15 protein-coding genes, 1 rRNA gene and 1 riboswitch are annotated in these 18,505 nt (G+C 69.1%); of the genes, 13 read left to right on the forward strand and 3 right to left on the reverse strand.

What is annotated here, in order from left to right; translation table 11 throughout:
- The 11 genes from rrf to ACZ66S_RS21155 form a co-directional block, all read left to right on the forward strand.
- Nucleotides 1–95 (forward strand): 5S ribosomal RNA (rrf, locus tag ACZ66S_RS21105); the annotation flags it as partial.
- 109 nt (nucleotides 96–204) lie between these two features.
- Nucleotides 205–813, forward strand: coding sequence for a CDP-alcohol phosphatidyltransferase family protein (locus tag ACZ66S_RS21110; protein ID WP_469903044.1), 609 nt, complete (start codon nucleotides 205–207; stop codon nucleotides 811–813).
- Nucleotides 814–927: 114 nt separating this feature from the next.
- Nucleotides 928–3,423, forward strand: a complete 2,496-nt coding sequence (locus ACZ66S_RS21115; RefSeq protein ID WP_469903045.1) for a sugar phosphate nucleotidyltransferase — start codon at nucleotides 928–930, stop codon at nucleotides 3,421–3,423.
- A 105-nt stretch (nucleotides 3,424–3,528) separates the two neighbouring features.
- Nucleotides 3,529–4,428: a DUF881 domain-containing protein gene (locus ACZ66S_RS21120; protein ID WP_469903046.1), complete on the forward strand. Its 900-nt coding sequence runs from the start codon at nucleotides 3,529–3,531 to the stop codon at nucleotides 4,426–4,428.
- Nucleotides 4,425–4,757 (forward strand): small basic family protein, encoded by a 333-nt coding sequence (locus ACZ66S_RS21125; protein WP_003988855.1) that lies wholly within the window; start codon nucleotides 4,425–4,427, stop codon nucleotides 4,755–4,757. Before ACZ66S_RS21120 ends, ACZ66S_RS21125 begins: the two co-directional genes overlap by 4 nt.
- Before the next feature lie 5 nt (nucleotides 4,758–4,762).
- Nucleotides 4,763–5,602, forward strand: a complete 840-nt coding sequence (locus ACZ66S_RS21130) for a DUF881 domain-containing protein (protein ID WP_469903047.1) — start codon at nucleotides 4,763–4,765, stop codon at nucleotides 5,600–5,602.
- 61 nt (nucleotides 5,603–5,663) lie between these two features.
- Nucleotides 5,664–6,569, forward strand: coding sequence for an FHA domain-containing protein (locus ACZ66S_RS21135; protein ID WP_469903048.1), 906 nt, complete (start codon nucleotides 5,664–5,666; stop codon nucleotides 6,567–6,569).
- Between the two features lie 18 nt (nucleotides 6,570–6,587).
- Nucleotides 6,588–7,325 carry a transcriptional regulator FtsR gene (ftsR, locus tag ACZ66S_RS21140; RefSeq protein ID WP_469903049.1) on the forward strand — a complete coding sequence of 246 codons (738 nt, stop codon included), beginning with the start codon at nucleotides 6,588–6,590 and terminating at the stop codon, nucleotides 7,323–7,325.
- A 77-nt stretch (nucleotides 7,326–7,402) separates the two neighbouring features.
- Nucleotides 7,403–7,876, forward strand: coding sequence for a bifunctional nuclease family protein (locus ACZ66S_RS21145; RefSeq protein ID WP_004002801.1), 474 nt, complete (start codon nucleotides 7,403–7,405; stop codon nucleotides 7,874–7,876).
- 258 nt (nucleotides 7,877–8,134) lie between these two features.
- Nucleotides 8,135–8,818: a MerR family transcriptional regulator gene (locus ACZ66S_RS21150; RefSeq protein WP_469903050.1), complete on the forward strand. Its 684-nt coding sequence runs from the start codon at nucleotides 8,135–8,137 to the stop codon at nucleotides 8,816–8,818.
- Between the two features lie 55 nt (nucleotides 8,819–8,873).
- Nucleotides 8,874–10,232 carry a DNA polymerase IV gene (locus tag ACZ66S_RS21155; RefSeq protein WP_469903051.1) on the forward strand — a complete coding sequence of 453 codons (1,359 nt, stop codon included), beginning with the start codon at nucleotides 8,874–8,876 and terminating at the stop codon, nucleotides 10,230–10,232.
- Between the two features lie 125 nt (nucleotides 10,233–10,357).
- On the opposite strand, the gene ACZ66S_RS21160 is transcribed toward ACZ66S_RS21155, so the two are convergent.
- Nucleotides 10,358–10,735 carry a PRC-barrel domain-containing protein gene (locus tag ACZ66S_RS21160; RefSeq protein ID WP_469903052.1) on the reverse strand — a complete coding sequence of 126 codons (378 nt, stop codon included), beginning with the start codon at nucleotides 10,733–10,735 and terminating at the stop codon, nucleotides 10,358–10,360.
- A 133-nt stretch (nucleotides 10,736–10,868) separates the two neighbouring features.
- Nucleotides 10,869–10,964, forward strand: a riboswitch (glycine riboswitch).
- Between the two features lie 175 nt (nucleotides 10,965–11,139).
- Between ACZ66S_RS21160 and gcvP the strand changes: the two genes are divergently transcribed.
- A complete protein-coding gene (gene gcvP, locus ACZ66S_RS21165; RefSeq protein ID WP_469903053.1) occupies nucleotides 11,140–14,025 on the forward strand; it encodes an aminomethyl-transferring glycine dehydrogenase in 2,886 nt (961 codons plus the stop codon).
- Nucleotides 14,026–14,072: 47 nt separating this feature from the next.
- Here the strand turns inward: gcvP and ACZ66S_RS21170 are convergent, their stop codons facing one another.
- Nucleotides 14,073–14,492, reverse strand: coding sequence for a TOBE domain-containing protein (locus ACZ66S_RS21170; RefSeq protein WP_469903054.1), 420 nt, complete (start codon nucleotides 14,490–14,492; stop codon nucleotides 14,073–14,075).
- Nucleotides 14,493–14,539: 47 nt separating this feature from the next.
- Nucleotides 14,540–16,492 (reverse strand): APC family permease, encoded by a 1,953-nt coding sequence (locus ACZ66S_RS21175; RefSeq protein ID WP_469903055.1) that lies wholly within the window; start codon nucleotides 16,490–16,492, stop codon nucleotides 14,540–14,542.
- Between the two features lie 712 nt (nucleotides 16,493–17,204).
- Between ACZ66S_RS21175 and ACZ66S_RS21180 the strand changes: the two genes are divergently transcribed.
- Nucleotides 17,205–18,500, forward strand: a complete 1,296-nt coding sequence (locus ACZ66S_RS21180) for an extracellular solute-binding protein (RefSeq protein WP_469903056.1) — start codon at nucleotides 17,205–17,207, stop codon at nucleotides 18,498–18,500.
- Nucleotides 18,501–18,505 lie beyond the last annotated feature (5 nt).

An 18,505-nucleotide genomic window follows, 5' to 3' on the forward strand; every position in this document is an offset into this window, starting at 1 on the left:
AAACGCCCGGTTACATTTCGAACCCGGAAGCTAAGCCTTACAGCGCCGATGGTACTGCAGGGGGGACCCTGTGGGAGAGTAGGACACCGCCGAACTCCTTTTAGAGCTCTGGCTCTTGGGCACGCAGCCCAAGAGCCAGAGCTTTTTTGCGTTGAGGTAGGGTCAGGGAGCATCGTTGGCACGTTTCCCACAGGAGGCCCCCGGGTGGAGGTCCAGGAGACCCGGGTCCAGACGGACCGGGTCCTCACCATCCCCAACATTCTCAGCATGGCGCGGCTCGTTGGGGTGCCGCTCTTCCTGTGGCTGATCCTCAGGCCCGAGTTCGGAGGGCCCAAGAGTGACACCTGGGCGTTGCTGGTACTGGCTCTGAGCGGCATCAGCGACTACCTGGACGGCAAGCTCGCCCGCCGGTGGAACCAGATCAGCAGCCTCGGCCGGCTGCTCGACCCCGCGGCCGACCGCCTCTACATTCTCTCGACCCTGGTCGGCCTTACGTGGCGCGAGATTCTGCCAATCTGGTTGACGGCTGCACTGGTCTTGCGGGAGCTGATGCTCCTGGTGATGGTGGGCATCCTCAGGCGTCACGGTTATCCGCCGCCGCAGGTGAACTTCCTCGGCAAGGCCGCCACCTTCAACCTGATGTACGCCTTCCCGTTGCTGCTGCTCAGTGACGGAACTGGATGGATCTCGTCACTCGCTGCTATTTTCGGATGGGCGTTCGCCGGATGGGGTACAACGCTGTACTGGTGGGCAGGAGTGCTCTATGTGGTCCAAGTCCGCCGCCTGGTCCGAGCGGACGTCAGGGCCGACTGAACTCGCCCATAGGCACGGCCGTAGTGGCTCGATGGCCCCCGACGGAAATGTGCGGGACAATCTGGACGGGTGAAGTCGGCTGGACCGTCATCTCTTAAGGAGGACGCTTCCGACATGAAGGCCGTCGTGATGGCCGGAGGCGAAGGCACGCGCCTTCGTCCCATGACCTCGAGCATGCCCAAGCCGCTCCTGCCGGTGGCGAACCGGCCGATCATGGAGCATGTTCTGCGGCTGCTCAAAAGGCATGGGCTCAACGAGACCGTCGTCACCGTCCAGTTCCTGGCCTCACTGGTCAAGAACTACTTCGGTGACGGTGAAGAGCTCGGCATGGAGCTCTCCTATGCCAACGAGGAGAAGCCACTCGGTACCGCCGGAAGCGTCAAGAACGCCGAAGAGGCGTTGAAGGACGATGCTTTCCTCGTCATCTCCGGTGATGCCCTGACCGACTTCGACCTCACCGAGCTCATCAACTTCCACAAGGAAAAGGGCGCGCTGGTCACCGTCTGTCTGACGCGTGTACCCAATCCGCTCGAATTCGGCATCACCATCGTCGACGAGGAAGGCAAGGTCGAGCGCTTCCTGGAGAAGCCGACCTGGGGCCAGGTCTTCTCGGACACCGTGAACACCGGAATCTATGTCATGGAGCCCGAGGTCTTCGACTACGTCGACCCCGATGTGCCCGTCGACTGGTCCGGTGATGTCTTCCCGCAGTTGATGAAGGAAGGCAAGCCGATCTACGGCTATGTCGCGGAGGGCTACTGGGAGGACGTCGGCACCCACGAGAGCTATGTGAAGGCGCAGGCCGACGTCCTGGAAGGCAAGGTGGACGTCGAGATCGACGGCTTCGAGCTCTCCCCGGGCGTATGGGTGGCCGAGGGTGCCGAGGTGCATCCCGACGCCGTCCTCCGTGGCCCGCTGTACATCGGTGACTACGCCAAGGTCGAGGCCGGCGCCGAGATCCGGGAGCACACCGTCGTCGGCTCGAACGTGGTCGTGAAGAGCGGGGCGTTCCTGCACAAGGCCGTCGTGCACGACAACGTGTACGTCGGGCAGCAGAGCAATCTCCGCGGCTGTGTCGTCGGGAAGAACACCGACATCATGCGGGCGGCTCGTATCGAGGACGGCGCGGTCATCGGCGATGAGTGCCTCGTCGGCGAAGAATCGATCATTCAGGGGAATGTACGGGTCTACCCGTTCAAGACCATCGAGGCCGGTGCCTTCGTCAACACCTCGGTCATCTGGGAGTCCAGAGGGCAGGCGCATCTCTTCGGCGCCCGCGGTGTCTCCGGCATCCTGAACGTCGAGATCACTCCGGAACTCGCGGTGCGGCTGGCCGGTGCCTATGCGACGACCCTCAAGAAGGGTTCGACGGTCACCACCGCCCGCGACCACTCCCGTGGCGCGCGGGCGCTGAAGCGGGCCGTCATCTCCGCTCTCCAGGCCAGCGCCATCGACGTACGCGACCTGGAGAACGTACCGCTGCCCGTCGCGCGGCAGCAGACCGCGCGGGGCAGTGCCGGCGGGATCATGATCCGGACCACGCCCGGGGTGCCGGACTCCGTGGACATCATGTTCTTCGACGGGCGGGGTGCCGACCTCTCGCAAGGCAGTCAGCGGAAGCTGGACCGGGTGTTCGCGCGGCAGGAGTACCGGCGTGCGTTCCCCGGTGAGATCGGGGACCTCCACTTCCCCGCCAGCGTCTTCGACTCGTACACCGGTTCGCTGCTGCGGAACGTCGATATCACCGGGATCTCCGAGTCCGGGCTGAAGGTCGTCGTGGACGCGTCCAACGGCAGTGCGGGGCTGGTGCTGCCGAGTCTGCTCGGGAAGCTCGGGGTGGACTCGCTGACCATCAACCCGGGGCTCGACGAGTCCAGGCCGACGGAGACGGCGGACGCCCGGCGGTCGGGGCTGGTGCGGCTGGGCGAGATCGTGGCGTCCGCGCGGGCGGCGTTCGGCGTGCGGTTCGACCCCGTGGGCGAGCGGCTGTCCCTGGTGGACGAGAAGGGGCGGATCATCGAGGACGACCGGGCGCTGCTCGTGATGCTCGACCTGGTCGCCGCGGAGCGTCGTAGCGGCCGGGTGGCCCTTCCCGTGACCACCACGCGAATCGCCGAGCAGGTGGCGGCGTACCACGGGACGCAGGTCGAGTGGACGACCACCTCGCCCGACGACCTCACCCGGGTCGGACGCGACGACTCGACGATCTTCGGCGGTGACGGCAAGGGTGCCTTCATCATCCCGGAGTTCAGCAGCGTCTTCGACGGTACGGCGGCCTTCGTACGGCTGATCGGCCTGGTGGCGCGGACGCAGCTCACGCTCAGCCAGATCGACGCGCGGATTCCGCGGGCGCACGTCCTCAAGCGGGATCTGGCGACTCCGTGGGCCGTCAAGGGACTGGTGATGCGCAGGGTCGTGGAGGCGGCGGGCGATCGCTTTGTCGACACGACTGACGGTGTCCGGGTCGTGGAGACCGACGGACGCTGGGTGATGGTGCTGCCGGATCCGGCGGAGGCGGTCACCCACCTGTGGGCCGAGGGGCCGGACGACGCGTCCGCGCAGGCCCTGCTGGACGAGTGGGCGGCGGTCGTGGACAGCGCCGGCCGCTGAGCCACCCCACGCGCGCGTGCCGGACAAGTGTCCCCAACGGGGCCTGTCCGGCACGCTGATGGGGCCATTCGGAGGTAAGGGCCGCGACGTGCGACGATGTGCGGCATGCCGCAGCAGCCCCCCATTCGGAGCACCCCCACGCGCCCGTCGCGCCCGGACGCCTCCATGTCGCTGCTCACCAACGTCATGGACCACAGCCTCGACGACGGGTACGCCGAGGCCGCTGCCCGCAAGAAGGCCGCCGGTGACGGTGGGTTGCCCAAGACGTTGCGGGCGAGACTCGGTCTCGCGTTGGGCTTGGTGCTCGCCGCCCTCGTGGTCACCGTGGGAGCGGCGCAGGCGCGCGTGGCCGCGCCGGTCGTGGCCAAGGAGCGCGAGGAGCTCATCGACCGCATCGACCGCGAGACCGAGACGGCGGACAAGCTCGAGGAGAGCGTCGACCGGCTGCGCGACGACGTGGGAACCCGGCAGCGCGAGGCCCTCAAGCAGAGCGGCGACAGCGGCCAGGCCGATCTCGTGGGCATCCTGTCGGGCGCTGTCGAGGTGCACGGCCCGGGCGTCAAGCTGGTCGTGAACGACGCCAAGGAAGCCAGCACGGGCGGCGGCGACGGCAATCCGCGGGAGACCTCGGGATTCTCCGACACGGGTCGGGTCCGCGACCGGGACATGCAGCGGGTCGTGAACGGACTGTGGGAGTCCGGCGCCGAGGCCGTCTCCATCAACGGACAGCGGCTGACCGCCCTGTCGGCGATCAGGGCCGCGGGTGACGCGATACTGGTCGACAACAAGCCGCTGGTTCCGCCGTATACGGTGCTTGCCGTGGGGGACGGGAAGCGGCTGAGCACCAGGTTCCAGGACAGCGCCGACGGGCTGTACCTGCACGCGCTGCAGGAGAACTACGGCATCCGGACGGCAATCTCCGTGGAGGACGACCTCCGGCTGCCCGCCGCACCGAGTGTGATCGTACGTACAGCAGAGCCGAGAACTGAGAAGGGCACATCGTGATCGCCGTACTGGGCCTCGTCGTGGGAGTCGTGGCCGGCCTGTTGGTCCGGCCTGAGGTTCCGGCGGTTGTCGAGCCTTATCTGCCGATCGCCGTGGTGGCGGCGCTCGACGCCGTCTTCGGAGGCTTGCGGGCCATGCTCGACGGCATCTTCGACGACAAGGTGTTCGTCGTGTCGTTCCTGTCGAACGTGGTCGTGGCCGCGCTGATCGTGTTCCTGGGCGACAAGCTGGGTGTGGGCGCCCAGTTGTCGACCGGTGTCGTCGTCGTGCTCGGCATCCGGATCTTCTCCAACGCCGCGGCGATCCGCCGGCACGTCTTCAGGGCGTGAGGCCGATGCGCGAGCAGGAGGAGACGCCCGGAGGCGGGCTGCGCAGGGAACTGCCGGAGGAACGTCCGGCAGCGCCCGCCAAGGAGAGCGAGGGCCCCGGCGCCCCGGCAGCGGAGACCGGGCTGACCGGCCGGCAGCGCCTCGTGCAGGGGCTGTGGCCGCCGCGTGTCACCAGGGCCCAACTCATCGTCGCGGTACTGCTGTTCGGCCTGGGCTTCGGCCTCGCCGTCCAGGTGGCGTCCAACAGTGACAGCGACAGCGCGTTGCGAGGGGCGCGACAGGAAGATCTTGTACGCATCCTCGATGAACTGGACGACCGTACTCAGCGTCTTGAAGACGAGAAGCAGGGCCTCGAGAAGCAGCGGGACGAGCTGGAGAACAGCTCCGACCAGGCGGAGGAGGCCCGCAAGCAGACGGTCGAGAAGGAGCGGCAACTCGGCATCCTCGCGGGCACGGTGGCCGCGCAGGGGCCGGGCATCACGATGACGATCGATGACACCAAGGGGACGGTCGAGGCGGACATGCTGCTCGACGCGGTCCAGGAACTGCGAGCGGCCGGGGCGGAGGCGATCCAGGTGAACGGCGTCCGGGTCGTCGCCAACACGTATCTGTCGGAATCGGGCAAGAGCGTGAGCGTCGACGGGAACAAGATCACCGCGCCGTTTCGTTTCAAGGTCATCGGCAATCCGCAGGACCTCGAACCGGCGCTGAACATCCCTGGAGGCGTGGTGCAGACTCTGGAGAAGGAGCAGGCCACCGTTGCCGTCGAGCGGTCGGACAAGATCGTCGTGGACGCCTTGCGAGCAGCGAAGCAGCCTGACTACGCTCGGTCGTCCTCCCAGTGAACCGGGGGTGCATGGGGGGCATCCGGCCAGGGCATGAGGTTGCGGGGGGTCGGCGCACCGATTGGGTGGTGCGTGGTGGAAACTGTCTGGTGGAAACGGACGTTGTGAGGATGTCCGGGTCGACCGGTGTGTTCAATCAGGGTTCGTCCTGCCCCACGGGCGGGTCTGTTTCGGTCAAGGGGAATCGCCCGTGAAGTTGTTTCAGAAGTTGTTCGGCAAGAGCGCGCGAGAAGGCAACGAAAACGCCACCGCCCGCCATCGCGCACAGCCCGACGCCGAGGGTCAGCGCCCGCTGTTCCGGGACCAGGTCGCCGGTCAGGGTGGTGACGTTTCCGGAGGTCAGGGCGTGCCGTCTGTTGACCCTGCCCAGTCCGGCGGCATAGGTTTCGGGCAGCCGTCAACCTCAAGTACGGGTGGAGGGTTTTCCCCTATGTCGGCCCTGGTGTGTACGAGGTGCGGTAACCGCAACGCGGAGAACAGCCGCTTCTGTTCCAACTGCGGCGCCCCGCTGCGGCCCGGAGCCGTCCCCGAGCGCCCCTCGGAGACGACCTCCACCATCTCCATCTCGGGCCTCGAGGCCTACGACTCCGAGGTCACCGGCCAGACGCAGATGCCGGCGCTCTCGCCGGAGGCGCAGGCCGCTGTCGACGCGCTCCCGCTGGGCTCCGCGCTCCTGGTCGTGCGCCGCGGACCGAACTCGGGCAGCCGCTTCCTGCTGGACGGCGAGCTGACCACGGCCGGCCGGCACCCGCAGAGCGACATCTTCCTCGACGACGTCACGGTCTCGCGCCGGCACGTGGAGTTCCGCCGCGGTCAGGACGGTTCGTTCACGGTGTCCGACGTGGGCAGCCTCAACGGCACGTACGTCAACCGCGAGCGGATCGACTCGGTCGCCCTGAACAACGGCGACGAGGTGCAGATCGGCAAGTACCGCCTGGTGTTCTACGCGAGCCAGCGGGGCTACTGACCCTCCCAGGGAAGGTCCATGCTTCAAACACCGAGCGGCGGTGCCGGCCACGGCACCGCCGCCACGGACAGTGGGCTGATGAGCATCGGCACGGTGCTGAACGTGCTGCGCGACGAGTTCCCCGAGGTCACGATCTCCAAGATCCGTTTCCTGGAGTCCGAGGGCCTCATCGAGCCCCAGCGGACCCCCTCCGGGTACCGCAAGTTCAGCAACCGGGACGTGGAGCGCCTCGGTCACGTCCTGAGGATGCAGCGGGACCACTATCTGCCGCTCAAGGTGATCCGGGAGCACCTGGACGCCATGGAGCGCGGCGAGGCCGTCGCGCTGCCCACCGTGGGCCGCCAGCGGGATGGAGAAACGGTCCTGGAGGTCTCCGAGAGCCCGACCGCGGCCAGGATCGGCCGGGCCGAGCTGCTCGCCGCCGCCGAGATCGGCGAGACGGAGCTGACGGAGTGGGAGTCGTACGGGCTCATCACCCCGCTGCCGGACGGGGCCTACGACGCCGAGGCGGTGACCGTGGCCGCGCTCGTCGTGGAACTCGGGCGGTTCGGGATCGAGCCGCGGCACCTGCGGGCGATGAAGGCGGCCGCCGACCGGGAGGCCGGGCTCGTGGACCAGGTGGTAGCCCCGCTGAAGCGCCACCGCAACCCGCAGACCCGCGCTCACGCGGAAGCCCGCGCCAAGGAGCTCGCGGGGCTCACGGTGAAGCTGCACGCGGCACTTGTGCAGACCGCGCTCGGCGTACGCCTGCCCTGAGGGCGCGCGGGCCCCGGATCGTCCCCCGTTTCCTGCCCGACTACCCAAACGTCCCGGGCACGGCCTAGGGTTGCTGTGTGAACGAGCTCGATGTCGTAGGTGTCCGGGTCGAAATGCCCTCCAACCAACCGATCGTGCTCCTGCGTGAAGTGGGAGGCGACCGCTACCTCCCCATCTGGATCGGGCCCGGGGAGGCGACCGCGATCGCCTTCGCGCAGCAGGGCATGGCCCCCGCACGACCGCTGACCCACGACCTGTTCAAGGACGTGCTGGAGGCGGTCGGCCAGGAGCTCACCGAAGTGCGCATCACGGACCTGCGTGAGGGCGTCTTCTACGCGGAGCTGGTCTTCGCCAGCGGGGTCGAGGTGAGCGCGCGGCCGTCCGACGCCATAGCGCTGGCCCTGCGCACCGGGACGCCGATCTACGGCAGTGACGGGGTGCTCGACGACGCCGGTATCGCGATCCCGGACGAGCAGGAGGACGAGGTGGAGAAGTTCCGCGAGTTCCTCGACCAGATCTCCCCCGAGGACTTCGGCACCAGCAGCCAGTGAGGCGGATCCGGCGGAGTCGGCGGAGGTCCGTGACGGTTCGGCGGTGTCCGGTCGTCACGCAAATGCCGGCATTTGCCACCGGCGCGTGAGTGCGTCCTACGGCCCGCTCGGAGCGCATTCGGCTAGCCTTTCCCCGCGGTGGGGTACGGCAAACCACTCCTTGGGTGATTATCACTCGGCGTGCCGAGTGTGGCGATCGTTGACGCACCCCTGGTGACTGCCTACCGTCGAGAAGGCAGGTCAAGGACGGAGGTCGGCGTGAGAAGCAGCGGCGACGGTACGGCTGGGGGTGCCCCCGGACGGAGTCTTGGGGCGAGCGGTCCGTACCCTCCCCCGAGCTCTCAACTGCGTTCGAGTTGGGGGGACCCTCATCTCGGTAACGCGGCCGATCACGCTCCGCAGCGACCGGCGGCCGTGCCGAGCAGCGGAGGGGCGACGTCCATGGCGTCCGAGCAGATCGGCTACCGCGGTCCCACCGCGTGTGCGGCGGCCGGCATCACCTACCGGCAACTGGACTACTGGGCGCGCACCGGGCTCGTGGAGCCGAGCGTGCGGCCCGCCTACGGGTCGGGGACGCAGCGGCTGTACAGCTTCCGGGACGTCGTCGTCCTGAAGATCGTCAAGAGGTTCCTCGACACCGGTGTGTCGCTGCAGAACATCCGCACCACGGTCCAGCACCTGCGTGAGCGCGGATTCCAGGACCTGGAGCGCATGACGCTCATGAGCGACGGGGCCACGGTCTACGAGTGCACCTCGCCCGACGAGGTCCACGCGCTGCTCCAGGGTGGCCAGGGGATCTTCGGGATCGCCGTGGGTGTCGTGTGGCGGGACGTCGAGAGCGCGCTGTCGCAACTGCACGGGGAGCGCATCGACACCGGGGAGACGCTGGTCGGGCACAACCCCACCGACGAGCTGGCCAGGCGCCGCAACAAGGCGGTCTGAGCCGCCCGCTGTTTCCGGCGGGGCATTGTCAGTGGCGTAGGGCAGCATCGGACATGTGAGAAAAGCGCCCACGATCCTGCATCTCGACATGGATGCCTTCTACGCCTCGGCGGAGCAGGCGTCCAAGCCGAGTCTGCGCGGGAAGGCCGTCGTCGTGGGCGGGCTGGGGCCGCGGGGTGTGGTGGCCACCGCGTCCTACGAGGCCCGGGTGTTCGGGGTGCACTCGGCGATGCCCATGGCCCAGGCGAGACGGCTCGCGCCGAACGCCGCGTATCTGGTGCCGCGCTTCGGGTTCTACAAGGCGATCAGCGAGCAGGTGATGGGGCTGCTGCGGGAGCTGTCGCCGCTGGTGGAGCCGCTGAGCCTGGACGAGGCGTTCGTGGATCTGGAGGCCGGGGGAACGGCCTGGGACGAGGCGTCGGCTCGGTTGGTCGGGGCGAGGCTGCGGGCCGACATACGGGCCTTCACGGGGCTCACGGGCTCGGTGGGGCTGGCCGCGTCGAAGATGCTCGCGAAGATCGCCTCCGAGCAGGCCAAGCCGGACGGGCTGGTGGTGATCGAGCCGGGCACCGAGCGGGCGATGCTGGGGCCGATGTCGGTGCGGACCCTGCCGGGGGTGGGGCCGGCGACCGGGGACCATCTGCGGCGGGCCGGGATCCACACGGTGGACGAGATCGTCGAGGCGGGGGAGGACGAGCTCGTACGGCTGCTCGGGAAGGCCCACGGGCACGGGCTGTACGCGATGGCACTGGCGCGGGACGAGCGGGCCGTGGTGGCGGAGCGGGAGGCCAAGTCGGTGTCGGTGGAGGACACCTACGACGTGGACATCCACGACCGGGTCCGGGTGGGGCTCGAGGTGCAGCGGCTGGCGGACCGGTGTGTGCGGAGGCTGCGGCAGGCCGGGCTGTCGGGGCGGACCATCGTGCTGAAGGTGCGGCGGTACGACTTCTCGACGTTGACGCGGTCCGAGACCCTGCGGGGGCCCACGGACGACCCGGCGGTGGTGCGGGAGGCCGCCCTGCGGTTGCTGGAGGGTGTCGACTCGACGGGGGGTGTGCGGTTGCTGGGGGTGGGGGTCTCGGGGCTTGCCGACTTCACCCAGGAGGATCTGTTCGCCCAGGCCGCGGGGGAGGGGGCGGAGCAGGCCGTCGAGGAGGTGGCCGACGACGTCCCGGCCGAGGAGCGGGACGTGGTGGACGAGCGGCGGTGGGTCGCCGGACACGATGTGCGCCACTCCGAGTTCGGGCACGGGTGGGTGCAGGGGAGCGGGCTGGGGAGAGTGACCGTGCGCTTCGAGACACCGGACTCGGAGCCGGGTCGGGTACGGACGTTCCCTGTCGACGACCCGGCACTGGAGGCGGCTGAGCCGTTGCCGCTGGTCGAGGGGGTGGGGGTTCGGGAGCGGCAGTCTTGAGGGGTGGGGTGACCTGCGGAGGGGGTGGCCAGTCGAGACTGAGGGCGTGGACCTGTGGGGCCGAGCGTCCCGCCGGTCCTGGTGAGCAGCCGTGGGTCTCTCCGTGCAGGGTGGTCGGGAGGGCCTCAGGTGCCCGCGTCCTCCGTGCCTGCCAGCTTGCCGAAGTCGTGGTCCGGGAGGGTGGAGGGGGAGGCCACGTCGAGGCCGTAGTGGTGGTAGAGCTGGAGTTCCTGGTCGGGGGAGAGGTGGCGGCCCACGCCGAAGTCGGGGGCCTCTTTGATGAGGGTGCGGTCGAAGGGGACGTGCAGGGTGCCCTCGACCAGTCGGCTCGGCTCCAGGGGGACGAAGGCGTCCCGGGAGAAGAGACCGGTGCGTATGGCGGCCCACTCGGGCACGCCCGTCGCGTCGTCGAGGTAGACCTCGTCGACGGTGCCGATCTTGGTGCCGTTGCGGTCGAACGCCTTGCGGCCGATCAGGTTGCGCGGATCGATGTCGGTCTGCACGTGCCCTCCACTTGGTCGCAACTCATCCGAAGCGGTCGTAAGCACTACAAAAGAGCACATCGGGGTGTGCGGCCACTCGAAGACACTCGAAGACTCGTGCGGCGACCTCGCTGGTAGGCTTGCGAACGGCTGCTGACCCCGTGCGGGAGAGTCCTCCAGACACCATCGGAGGCGCCGAAGGAGCAAATCCTCCCCGGAATCTCTCAGGCTCACGTACCGCACGGACGAGGTCACTCTGGAAAGCAGGGCGGGTGTCGACGGCTTCCGCTCTCACCGACGGTGAAAGCCGGCGGCCTTCGGGCGGCCGGTGAAGCTCTCAGGTCGAGATGACAGAGGGGGAGGCCGTCGGGGTACCCGCGCCGGGGTACCCCTCGAAGGTCGCGTCAGACCAGGAGGCCTCCGCAATGACCGCCCATCGCACCCCGCTCTCCGAGCTCGAACAGGGAATCCCCTTCGAGCAGCGTCACATCGGCCCCGATCACGAGGCTCGGGCCAAGATGCTCGCGCAGGTCGGCTACGGCTCGCTCGACGAGCTCACCGCCGCCGCGGTCCCGGATGTGATCAAGAACGCCGATGCGCTGGACCTGCCCGGTGCGCGCACCGAGGCCGAGGTGCTGGCCGAGCTGCGGTCGCTGGCCGACCGGAACCAGGTGCTCGACTCCATGATCGGGCTCGGGTACTACGGCACCTTCACCCCGCCCGTCATCCTGCGCAACGTCATGGAGAACCCGGCCTGGTACACGGCCTACACGCCGTACCAGCCGGAGATCTCGCAGGGACGGCTCGAGGCCCTCCTCAACTTCCAGACCGTGGTCGCCGACCTGACCGGGCTGCCGACCTCCGGGGCCTCGCTGCTCGACGAGGGGACCGCCGCGGCCGAGGCCATGGCACTGTCCCGGCGGATGGGGAAGAACAAGAAGGGGCTCTTCCTCGTCGACGCCGACGTGCTGCCGCAGACCATCGCCGTGATCGAGACCCGTGCCGAGCCGACCGGCCTGGAGGTCGTGGTCGCCGACCTCAGCGACGGCATCCCGGCCGAGGTCGCCGGGCGTGAGATCAACGGCGTGCTCGTCCAGTACCCCGGCGCCTCCGGTGTCGTACGGGACATCAAGCCGCTCATCAACCAGGCTCACGAGCTCGGCGCGCTCGTGACCGTGGCCGCCGACCTGCTGGCGCTGACCCTGCTGAAGTCGCCGGGCGAGCTCGGGGCGGACATCGCGGTCGGGACGACGCAGCGCTTCGGTGTGCCGATGGGCTTCGGCGGACCGCACGCCGGCTACATGGCCGTACAGGAGAAGTTCGCCAGGAGCCTGCCCGGGCGGCTCGTGGGCGTGTCCGTGGACGCCGACGGCAACAAGGCCTACCGGCTCGCGCTGCAGACGCGTGAGCAGCACATCCGCCGGGAGAAGGCGACCAGCAACATCTGCACCGCGCAGGTGCTGCTCGCGGTCATGGCCGGGATGTACGCGGTCTACCACGGGCCCGACGGGCTGAGGGCGATCGCGCAGCGGACCCACCGGTACGCCAACATCCTCGCCGCGGGGCTCACCGCCGGCGGGGTGGAGGTCGTGCACGGCTCCTACTTCGACACGCTCACCGTGCGCGTGCCCGGGAAGGCCGCCGAGGTCGTCGCCGCGGCGCGGAAGAACGGCGTCAACCTGCACCTCGTCGACGCCGACCAGGTCTCCGTCGCCTGTGACGAGACCACCGCGCGCGCCCAGGTGGCCGCCGTGTGGAGCGCCTTCGGGGTCGAGGGCGACATCGAGGCGCTGGACGCGGCCACCGCGGAGGCGCTGCCGGACGCGCTGCTGCGCGGCGACGACTTCCTCACCCACCCCGTCTTCCACCAGCACCGCTCCGAGACCGCGATGCTGCGCTACCTGCGCCGGCTCGCCGACCGCGACTACGCGCTCGACCGCGGCATGATCCCGCTGGGCTCCTGCACCATGAAGCTCAACGCGACCACGGAGATGGAGCCGGTCACCTGGCCCGAGTTCGGGCAGCTCCACCCCTTCGCGCCCGCCGAGCAGGCGCAGGGCTATCTGACGCTGATCCGGGAGCTGGAGGACCGGCTCGCCGAGGTCACCGGGTACGACAAGGTGTCCCTGCAGCCCAACGCGGGGTCGCAGGGCGAGCTGGCCGGACTGCTCGCGGTGCGCGGGTACCACCGGGCGAACGGCGACGAGCAGCGGACCGTGTGTCTGATCCCGTCCTCCGCGCACGGCACCAACGCCGCGAGCGCCGTGATGGCGGGCATGAAGGTCGTCGTGGTCAAGACCGCCGAGGACGGCGAGATCGACGTCGAGGACCTGCGGGCCAAGATCGAGAAGCACCGCGACGAGCTGGCCGTGCTGATGATCACCTACCCGTCCACGCACGGCGTGTTCGAGGAGCACGTCGCCGACATCTGCGCCCAGGTGCACAAGGCCGGCGGTCAGGTGTACGTCGACGGGGCCAACCTGAACGCGCTGGTGGGGCTGGCCAAGCCGGGGCACTTCGGCGGTGACGTCTCGCACCTGAACCTGCACAAGACCTTCTGCATCCCGCACGGCGGCGGCGGTCCCGGCGTGGGACCGGTGGGCGTACGGGCGCACCTGGCGCCGTACCTGCCCAACCACCCGATGCAGCCCGAGGCCGGTCCGGAGACGGGCGTCGGGCCCATCTCGGCCGCGCCCTGGGGCTCCGCGGGGATCCTGCCGATCTCGTGGGCGTACGTCCGGCTCATGGGCGGTGAGGGGCTCAAGCGGGCCACGCAGGTGGCCGTGCTCTCCGCCAACTACATCGCCAAGCGGCTGGAGCCGCACTACCCCGTGCTCTACACCGGCCCCGGCGGGCTGGTCGCGCACGAGTGCATCATCGACCTGCGGCCGCTGACCAAGGCGACCGGGGTGAGCGTCGACGACGTGGCCAAGCGGCTCATCGACTACGGCTTCCACGCGCCGACCATGTCGTTCCCGGTCGCCGGCACGCTGATGATCGAGCCGACCGAGTCCGAGGACCTGGGCGAGCTGGACCGGTTCTGCGAGGCGATGATCGCCATTCGCGCGGAGATCGAGAAGGTCGGCGCCGGGGAGTGGGACGCGGAGGACAACCCGCTGCGGAACGCCCCGCACACCGCCGGTGCGCTCGGCGGGGAGTGGGAGCACGCGTACACGCGCGAGGAGGCCGTCTTCCCGGGCGGTGTCTCGGTCGCGGACAAGTACTGGCCGCCGGTGCGGCGGATCGACCAGGCCTACGGTGACCGGAACCTGGTGTGTTCCTGCCCGCCGCTGGACGCGTACGAGGACTGACCTGCCGTGAGAAGGGCCCCGCTGCGGCGGGGCCCTTTCCCGTGTCGTCAGGCGGTCGCCAGGGACACCTCGGTCGACTTGATCAGGGCGACGACCGGGGAGCCGACGGCCAGGGCGAGGTCGGTCGCGGAGTCCGCGGTGATCGCGGAGGTGAGTTCGCCCCCTTCGACGGCGATCCGCACGGTGGCCATGGCGGCGCCCGTGGCCACGGCGGTGACCGTGCCCGGGAGCTGGTTGCGGATGGACACGCCCTGGACCGGACCGGTGGCGAGGGACACCTCCGTCGACTTCACCAGAGCGCGGACGGAGGAGCCCTGCACGAGGCCGAGATCGTCCACGGCGTCGAGGGTGATCGCGGCCGTGAGGTCCTGGCCGCCGTCGAGACGGATCCTGACGGTCGCCATGGCCTCGCCCGGGGTGACGGCGGTGACGGTGCCGGGGAGCTGGTTGCGGATGCTCAAGGTCATGGACAGCAACTTAGGACCGGGTGCCGCCCGTGCCCGGCATGCGCGGCTCAGCCGGTGTGGACGCGCGGGCGGCGGGCGCGGTCGGGTTCCGCCTCGCGCAGGACCTCCCGGGTGACGGGGGCGACCTCGCCCTGGCCGAAGAGGAAGAAGCGCAGGAAGTGGTGGAAGGGGCTGCCCTCCGTCCACTCGAAGTAGATGTGCGGGATGCGCCCGGTGACGTCGCGGACGTGCAGGAGGAGAGCGGCCAGGGCGTTCGGGATGGAGGAGGACTCCAAGGTCAGGACGCGGTAGCGGCCGTGCAGGACCTCACCGCGGACGGTCAGGCTCGCCTCGAACTCCGAGGGGTCGAGGACGGTGACCTCGACGAAGACGAAGTCCTCGCCGGGGATGTCGTTGTCGGCGCAGATCTGCTCGATCTTGTCGCGGTACTCGGCCTGGTCGCGCTGGTCGGGTTCGTTGGCGATGAAGCGGATCTTGCGGCTGGCGATGTCCCTGATGAAACGTTCCGCCATGGCGTCCAGCCGCACGCTGGTCACGCGCAGCTCGAAGGCGCGGGCCAGCCGGGACAGCAGGGAGACGAGGATGATGCCGGCGATGAAGCAGGCGCCGATCTTGACGCCGTCCGGGCGCTCGATGACGTTGGCGACGGTGACGTAGAGGAACACCGCCGAGATGACCGCGAAGCCGATGGTCCAGCCCCGCTGGCCGGCCTTGCGGGCGGCGATGGTCACCGCGATCGCCGCCGAGCTGATGAGGACCAGCACGCCGGTGGCGTAGGCGCCGCCCTGGGCGTCGACGTCGGCGTCGAAGATCCAGGTGACCAGGAAGCCGATGAGGGTGAAGACGATGACCATGGGGCGTACCGCGCGGGCCCAGTGCGGGGCCATGCCGTAGCGGGGCAGGTAGCGGGGCATCAGGTTGAGCAGGCCGGCCATCGCGGAGGCGCCGGCGAACCACAGGATGGCGATGGTCGAGATGTCGTAGACCGTGCCGAAGACGCCGCCCAGGTAGTCGTGCGCCAGGTAGGCGAGGGCGCGGCCGTTGGCCTGGCCGCCCGACTCGAACTCCTTCTCCGGGATCAGAAGGGTGGTGATGAAGCTGGTGGCGATCAGGAAGACGCTCATGATCAGGGCGGCCGCGGTGAGCAGCTTCTTGGTGTCGCGGATGCGGCCTGTGGGGCGCTCCTCGGTGTCGTCCGGGTCGCCCTTGACGTGCGGCATCACGGCGACGCCGGTCTCGAAGCCGGACAGGCCGAGCGCGAGCTTGGGGAAGACGAGCAGGGCCACGCCGACCATGGCGAGGACGTTGCCGTGCTCGGCGGTCAGGGCGCTGGACCAGTCGGTGACGACATGGCCCGCGGTGACGACGTGCCACAGGCCGACGACCACGACGACGACGTTGAGGGTGAGGTAGACGCCGACCAGGGCGACCGCGACGCCGACGGCCTCCAGGAAGCCCTTGAGGAAGACCGCGCCGAGCAGGGCGACCAGGACGAGGGTGATCAGCATCTGCCGGCCGTGCAGGACGCCGGTGAGGTGGGGGTTCTCGACCAGGTGGGTGGAGGCGTCGGCGGCGGAGAGGGTGATGGTGATCAGGAAGTCGGTGGCGGCGAAGCCGAGCAGGGTCAGCACGAAGAGCTTGCCCTGCCAGAAGGACAGGAGGCGTTCCAGCATGGCGATGGAGCCCTCGCCGTGGGGGCTCTCCTCGGCCACGCGGCGGTAGACGGGCAGGGCGCCGACCAGGGTGACGAGGACGAGGACGACGGTCGCGACCGGGGAGAGCAAGCCGGCCGCCAGCGCGGCGATGCCCGGCTGGTAGCCCAGGGTCGAGAAGTAGTCGACGCCGGTCAGGCACATCACCCGGTACCAGGGCTGGCCCCGGTGCGGGGCCTCGGGCTCGGCGTGCGGGCCCACGTGGCCGCCGCCCTTGCCCATGTCCGACAGCCCTTCCAGCATCCAGGAGCGCAGACGACTCGGGGGAGGGTGCTCGGTGGTGGCCATCTCGGGGTGCTCCTCGGTGCCGCTCGGTTCGTTCGGGCCGTCTGTCCGACGGCGGGACCAGCGTAAGCAGAGAGTGACGCTCGGGCCTGTGAATGGAGGGTCGAAGGGCGTCAAACTTCCGTTAAGACTCGGGCTGCGGGCGTCGGAGGCAGGAGACGGGCCTGGTTGGAGGGCTGCACGGCCCTGCCGGTGCTGCTCGCGCAGGAGCCCGGGCGGATGGACACGCAGCGTCATGACGGAGTGCGAGGGGAAGCGGTGCGCGTCCTGAGCGGCGACACGCGACGCACCGCTTCGAAGGGCGCGTCGAGCGGTGACGGCGAGGTGCTTCGTAATGTTCGCCGGTGTTGCCGAATGTTTCGCGACTTCGGAGGGTCGTCCGGGCGACAGCGTTGTCGGGTCCCGGCAGTCGGAGGTTACCTCCGGCTGCCCGTGCCGGGAACCGTTCCGTTGCGGATCAACTGCCCCACGGCTGACCGCCCCGCGTCCCTCCATGCCCCGAAGTCCGGTCACCGCGGAGCGTCCGGTGGGGCGCCGGGCCCTGTCGGGGGAGTCGTCGGCGCAATCCGTGAACATTCCCCGTGCACAGGGGGTTGCCACCGTTTAGTAGCTGTCTCTAGGGTGCGGCAGCAGCGAAGCTTTCTGGATCTACTCCGAAACTTTCGGACCGCAGGACGGACAAGGACGGCTCCGTCCCGTACCCAAGGAGCGCATCATGGGCGACCCGGCACTGTCCCGCCGTAATTTTCTGGCGGCGTCCGCCGCGGCCGGTCTGGGCATGACGGCACTGACAGGTTGTGGCGGCGACTCGGACGGAGGATCGTCCGACGACACGACCACGGTCGAGTGGTGGAACATCTCCACCACCGAGCCGGCGAAGAGTGTCTGGGCGGGCCTGGTCAAGAAGTACGAGGCCGCGAATCCCAAGGTCAAGATAAAGGTCGTCCAACTGGAGAACGACGCCTACAAGTCGAAGATGACGGCGCTGACCGCGTCCGGGAAGCTCCCCGACATCTTCCACACCTGGGGCGGCGGCGTCCTCAAGCAGCAGGTCGACGCGGGCCTCGTCGAGGATCTGACCGAGCGGACCAAGCCCTGGTCCGACGGCCTGCTGAAGGTCACCAAGGAGCCGTACATCCTCGACGACAAGCTCTACGGCGTTCCCTTCGACATGGGCATGATCGGCTTCTGGTACAACAGGGCCCTCTTCGCGCGGGCCGGTGTCAGCGAACCCCCCACCACCTGGGGCGGCTTCCTGGAGGCCGTGAGCAAGCTGAAGTCGAAGAACATCACGCCCATCGCCCTGGCCGGCAAGGAGAAGTGGCCCGGCATGTACTACTGGGCCTACCTCGCGATGCGCACCGCCGGTATCGACGCCCTCCAGAAGGCCAGTGAGGACAAGGACTTCACCGGTGCCGGGTTCGTCGACGCCGGCCGCCACCTCAAGGAACTCGTCGACCTCCAGCCCTTCCAGAAGGGCTTCCTCAACGCCGCCTACTCCACCCCCACCGGTCAGGCGGCCACCGTCGGCAACGGCAAGGCGGCCATGGAACTCATGGGCCAGTGGGCCCCGTCCGTGCAGGCCGACTCCGGCAAGGGGCTCGGCGACGACCTCGGCTTCTTCCCGTTCCCCGCGGTCGAGGGCGGCAAGGGCGCCATCACCGAGGTGTTCGGCGGCGGTGGCGGACACGCACTGCGCCGGGGCGCCCCGCAGGCGGCCGTCGACTTCCTGAAGTTCTTCGCCTCCGAGGCCACCGAACTGGAACTGGTCAAGAAGACCAGCGTCCTTCCCGTGCTCCCGAACGCGGAGAAGGCCATGACCGACCCCAACCTCAAGCTCGTGCAGCAGCAGTTGAAGGCCGCCACCGGCTTCCAGCTCTACCTCGACCAGGCGTACGCCCCCGCCGTCGGCCAGGAGGTCAACGACAGCGTGGCCGCCCTGATCGCCGGCTCCAAGTCCCCCGAACAGGTCGCCCAGTCGATCACGCAGACGGCGAAGGAAGAGCAGTAGCCCGC

Source organism: Streptomyces sp. NPDC107471, assembly GCF_055582845.1.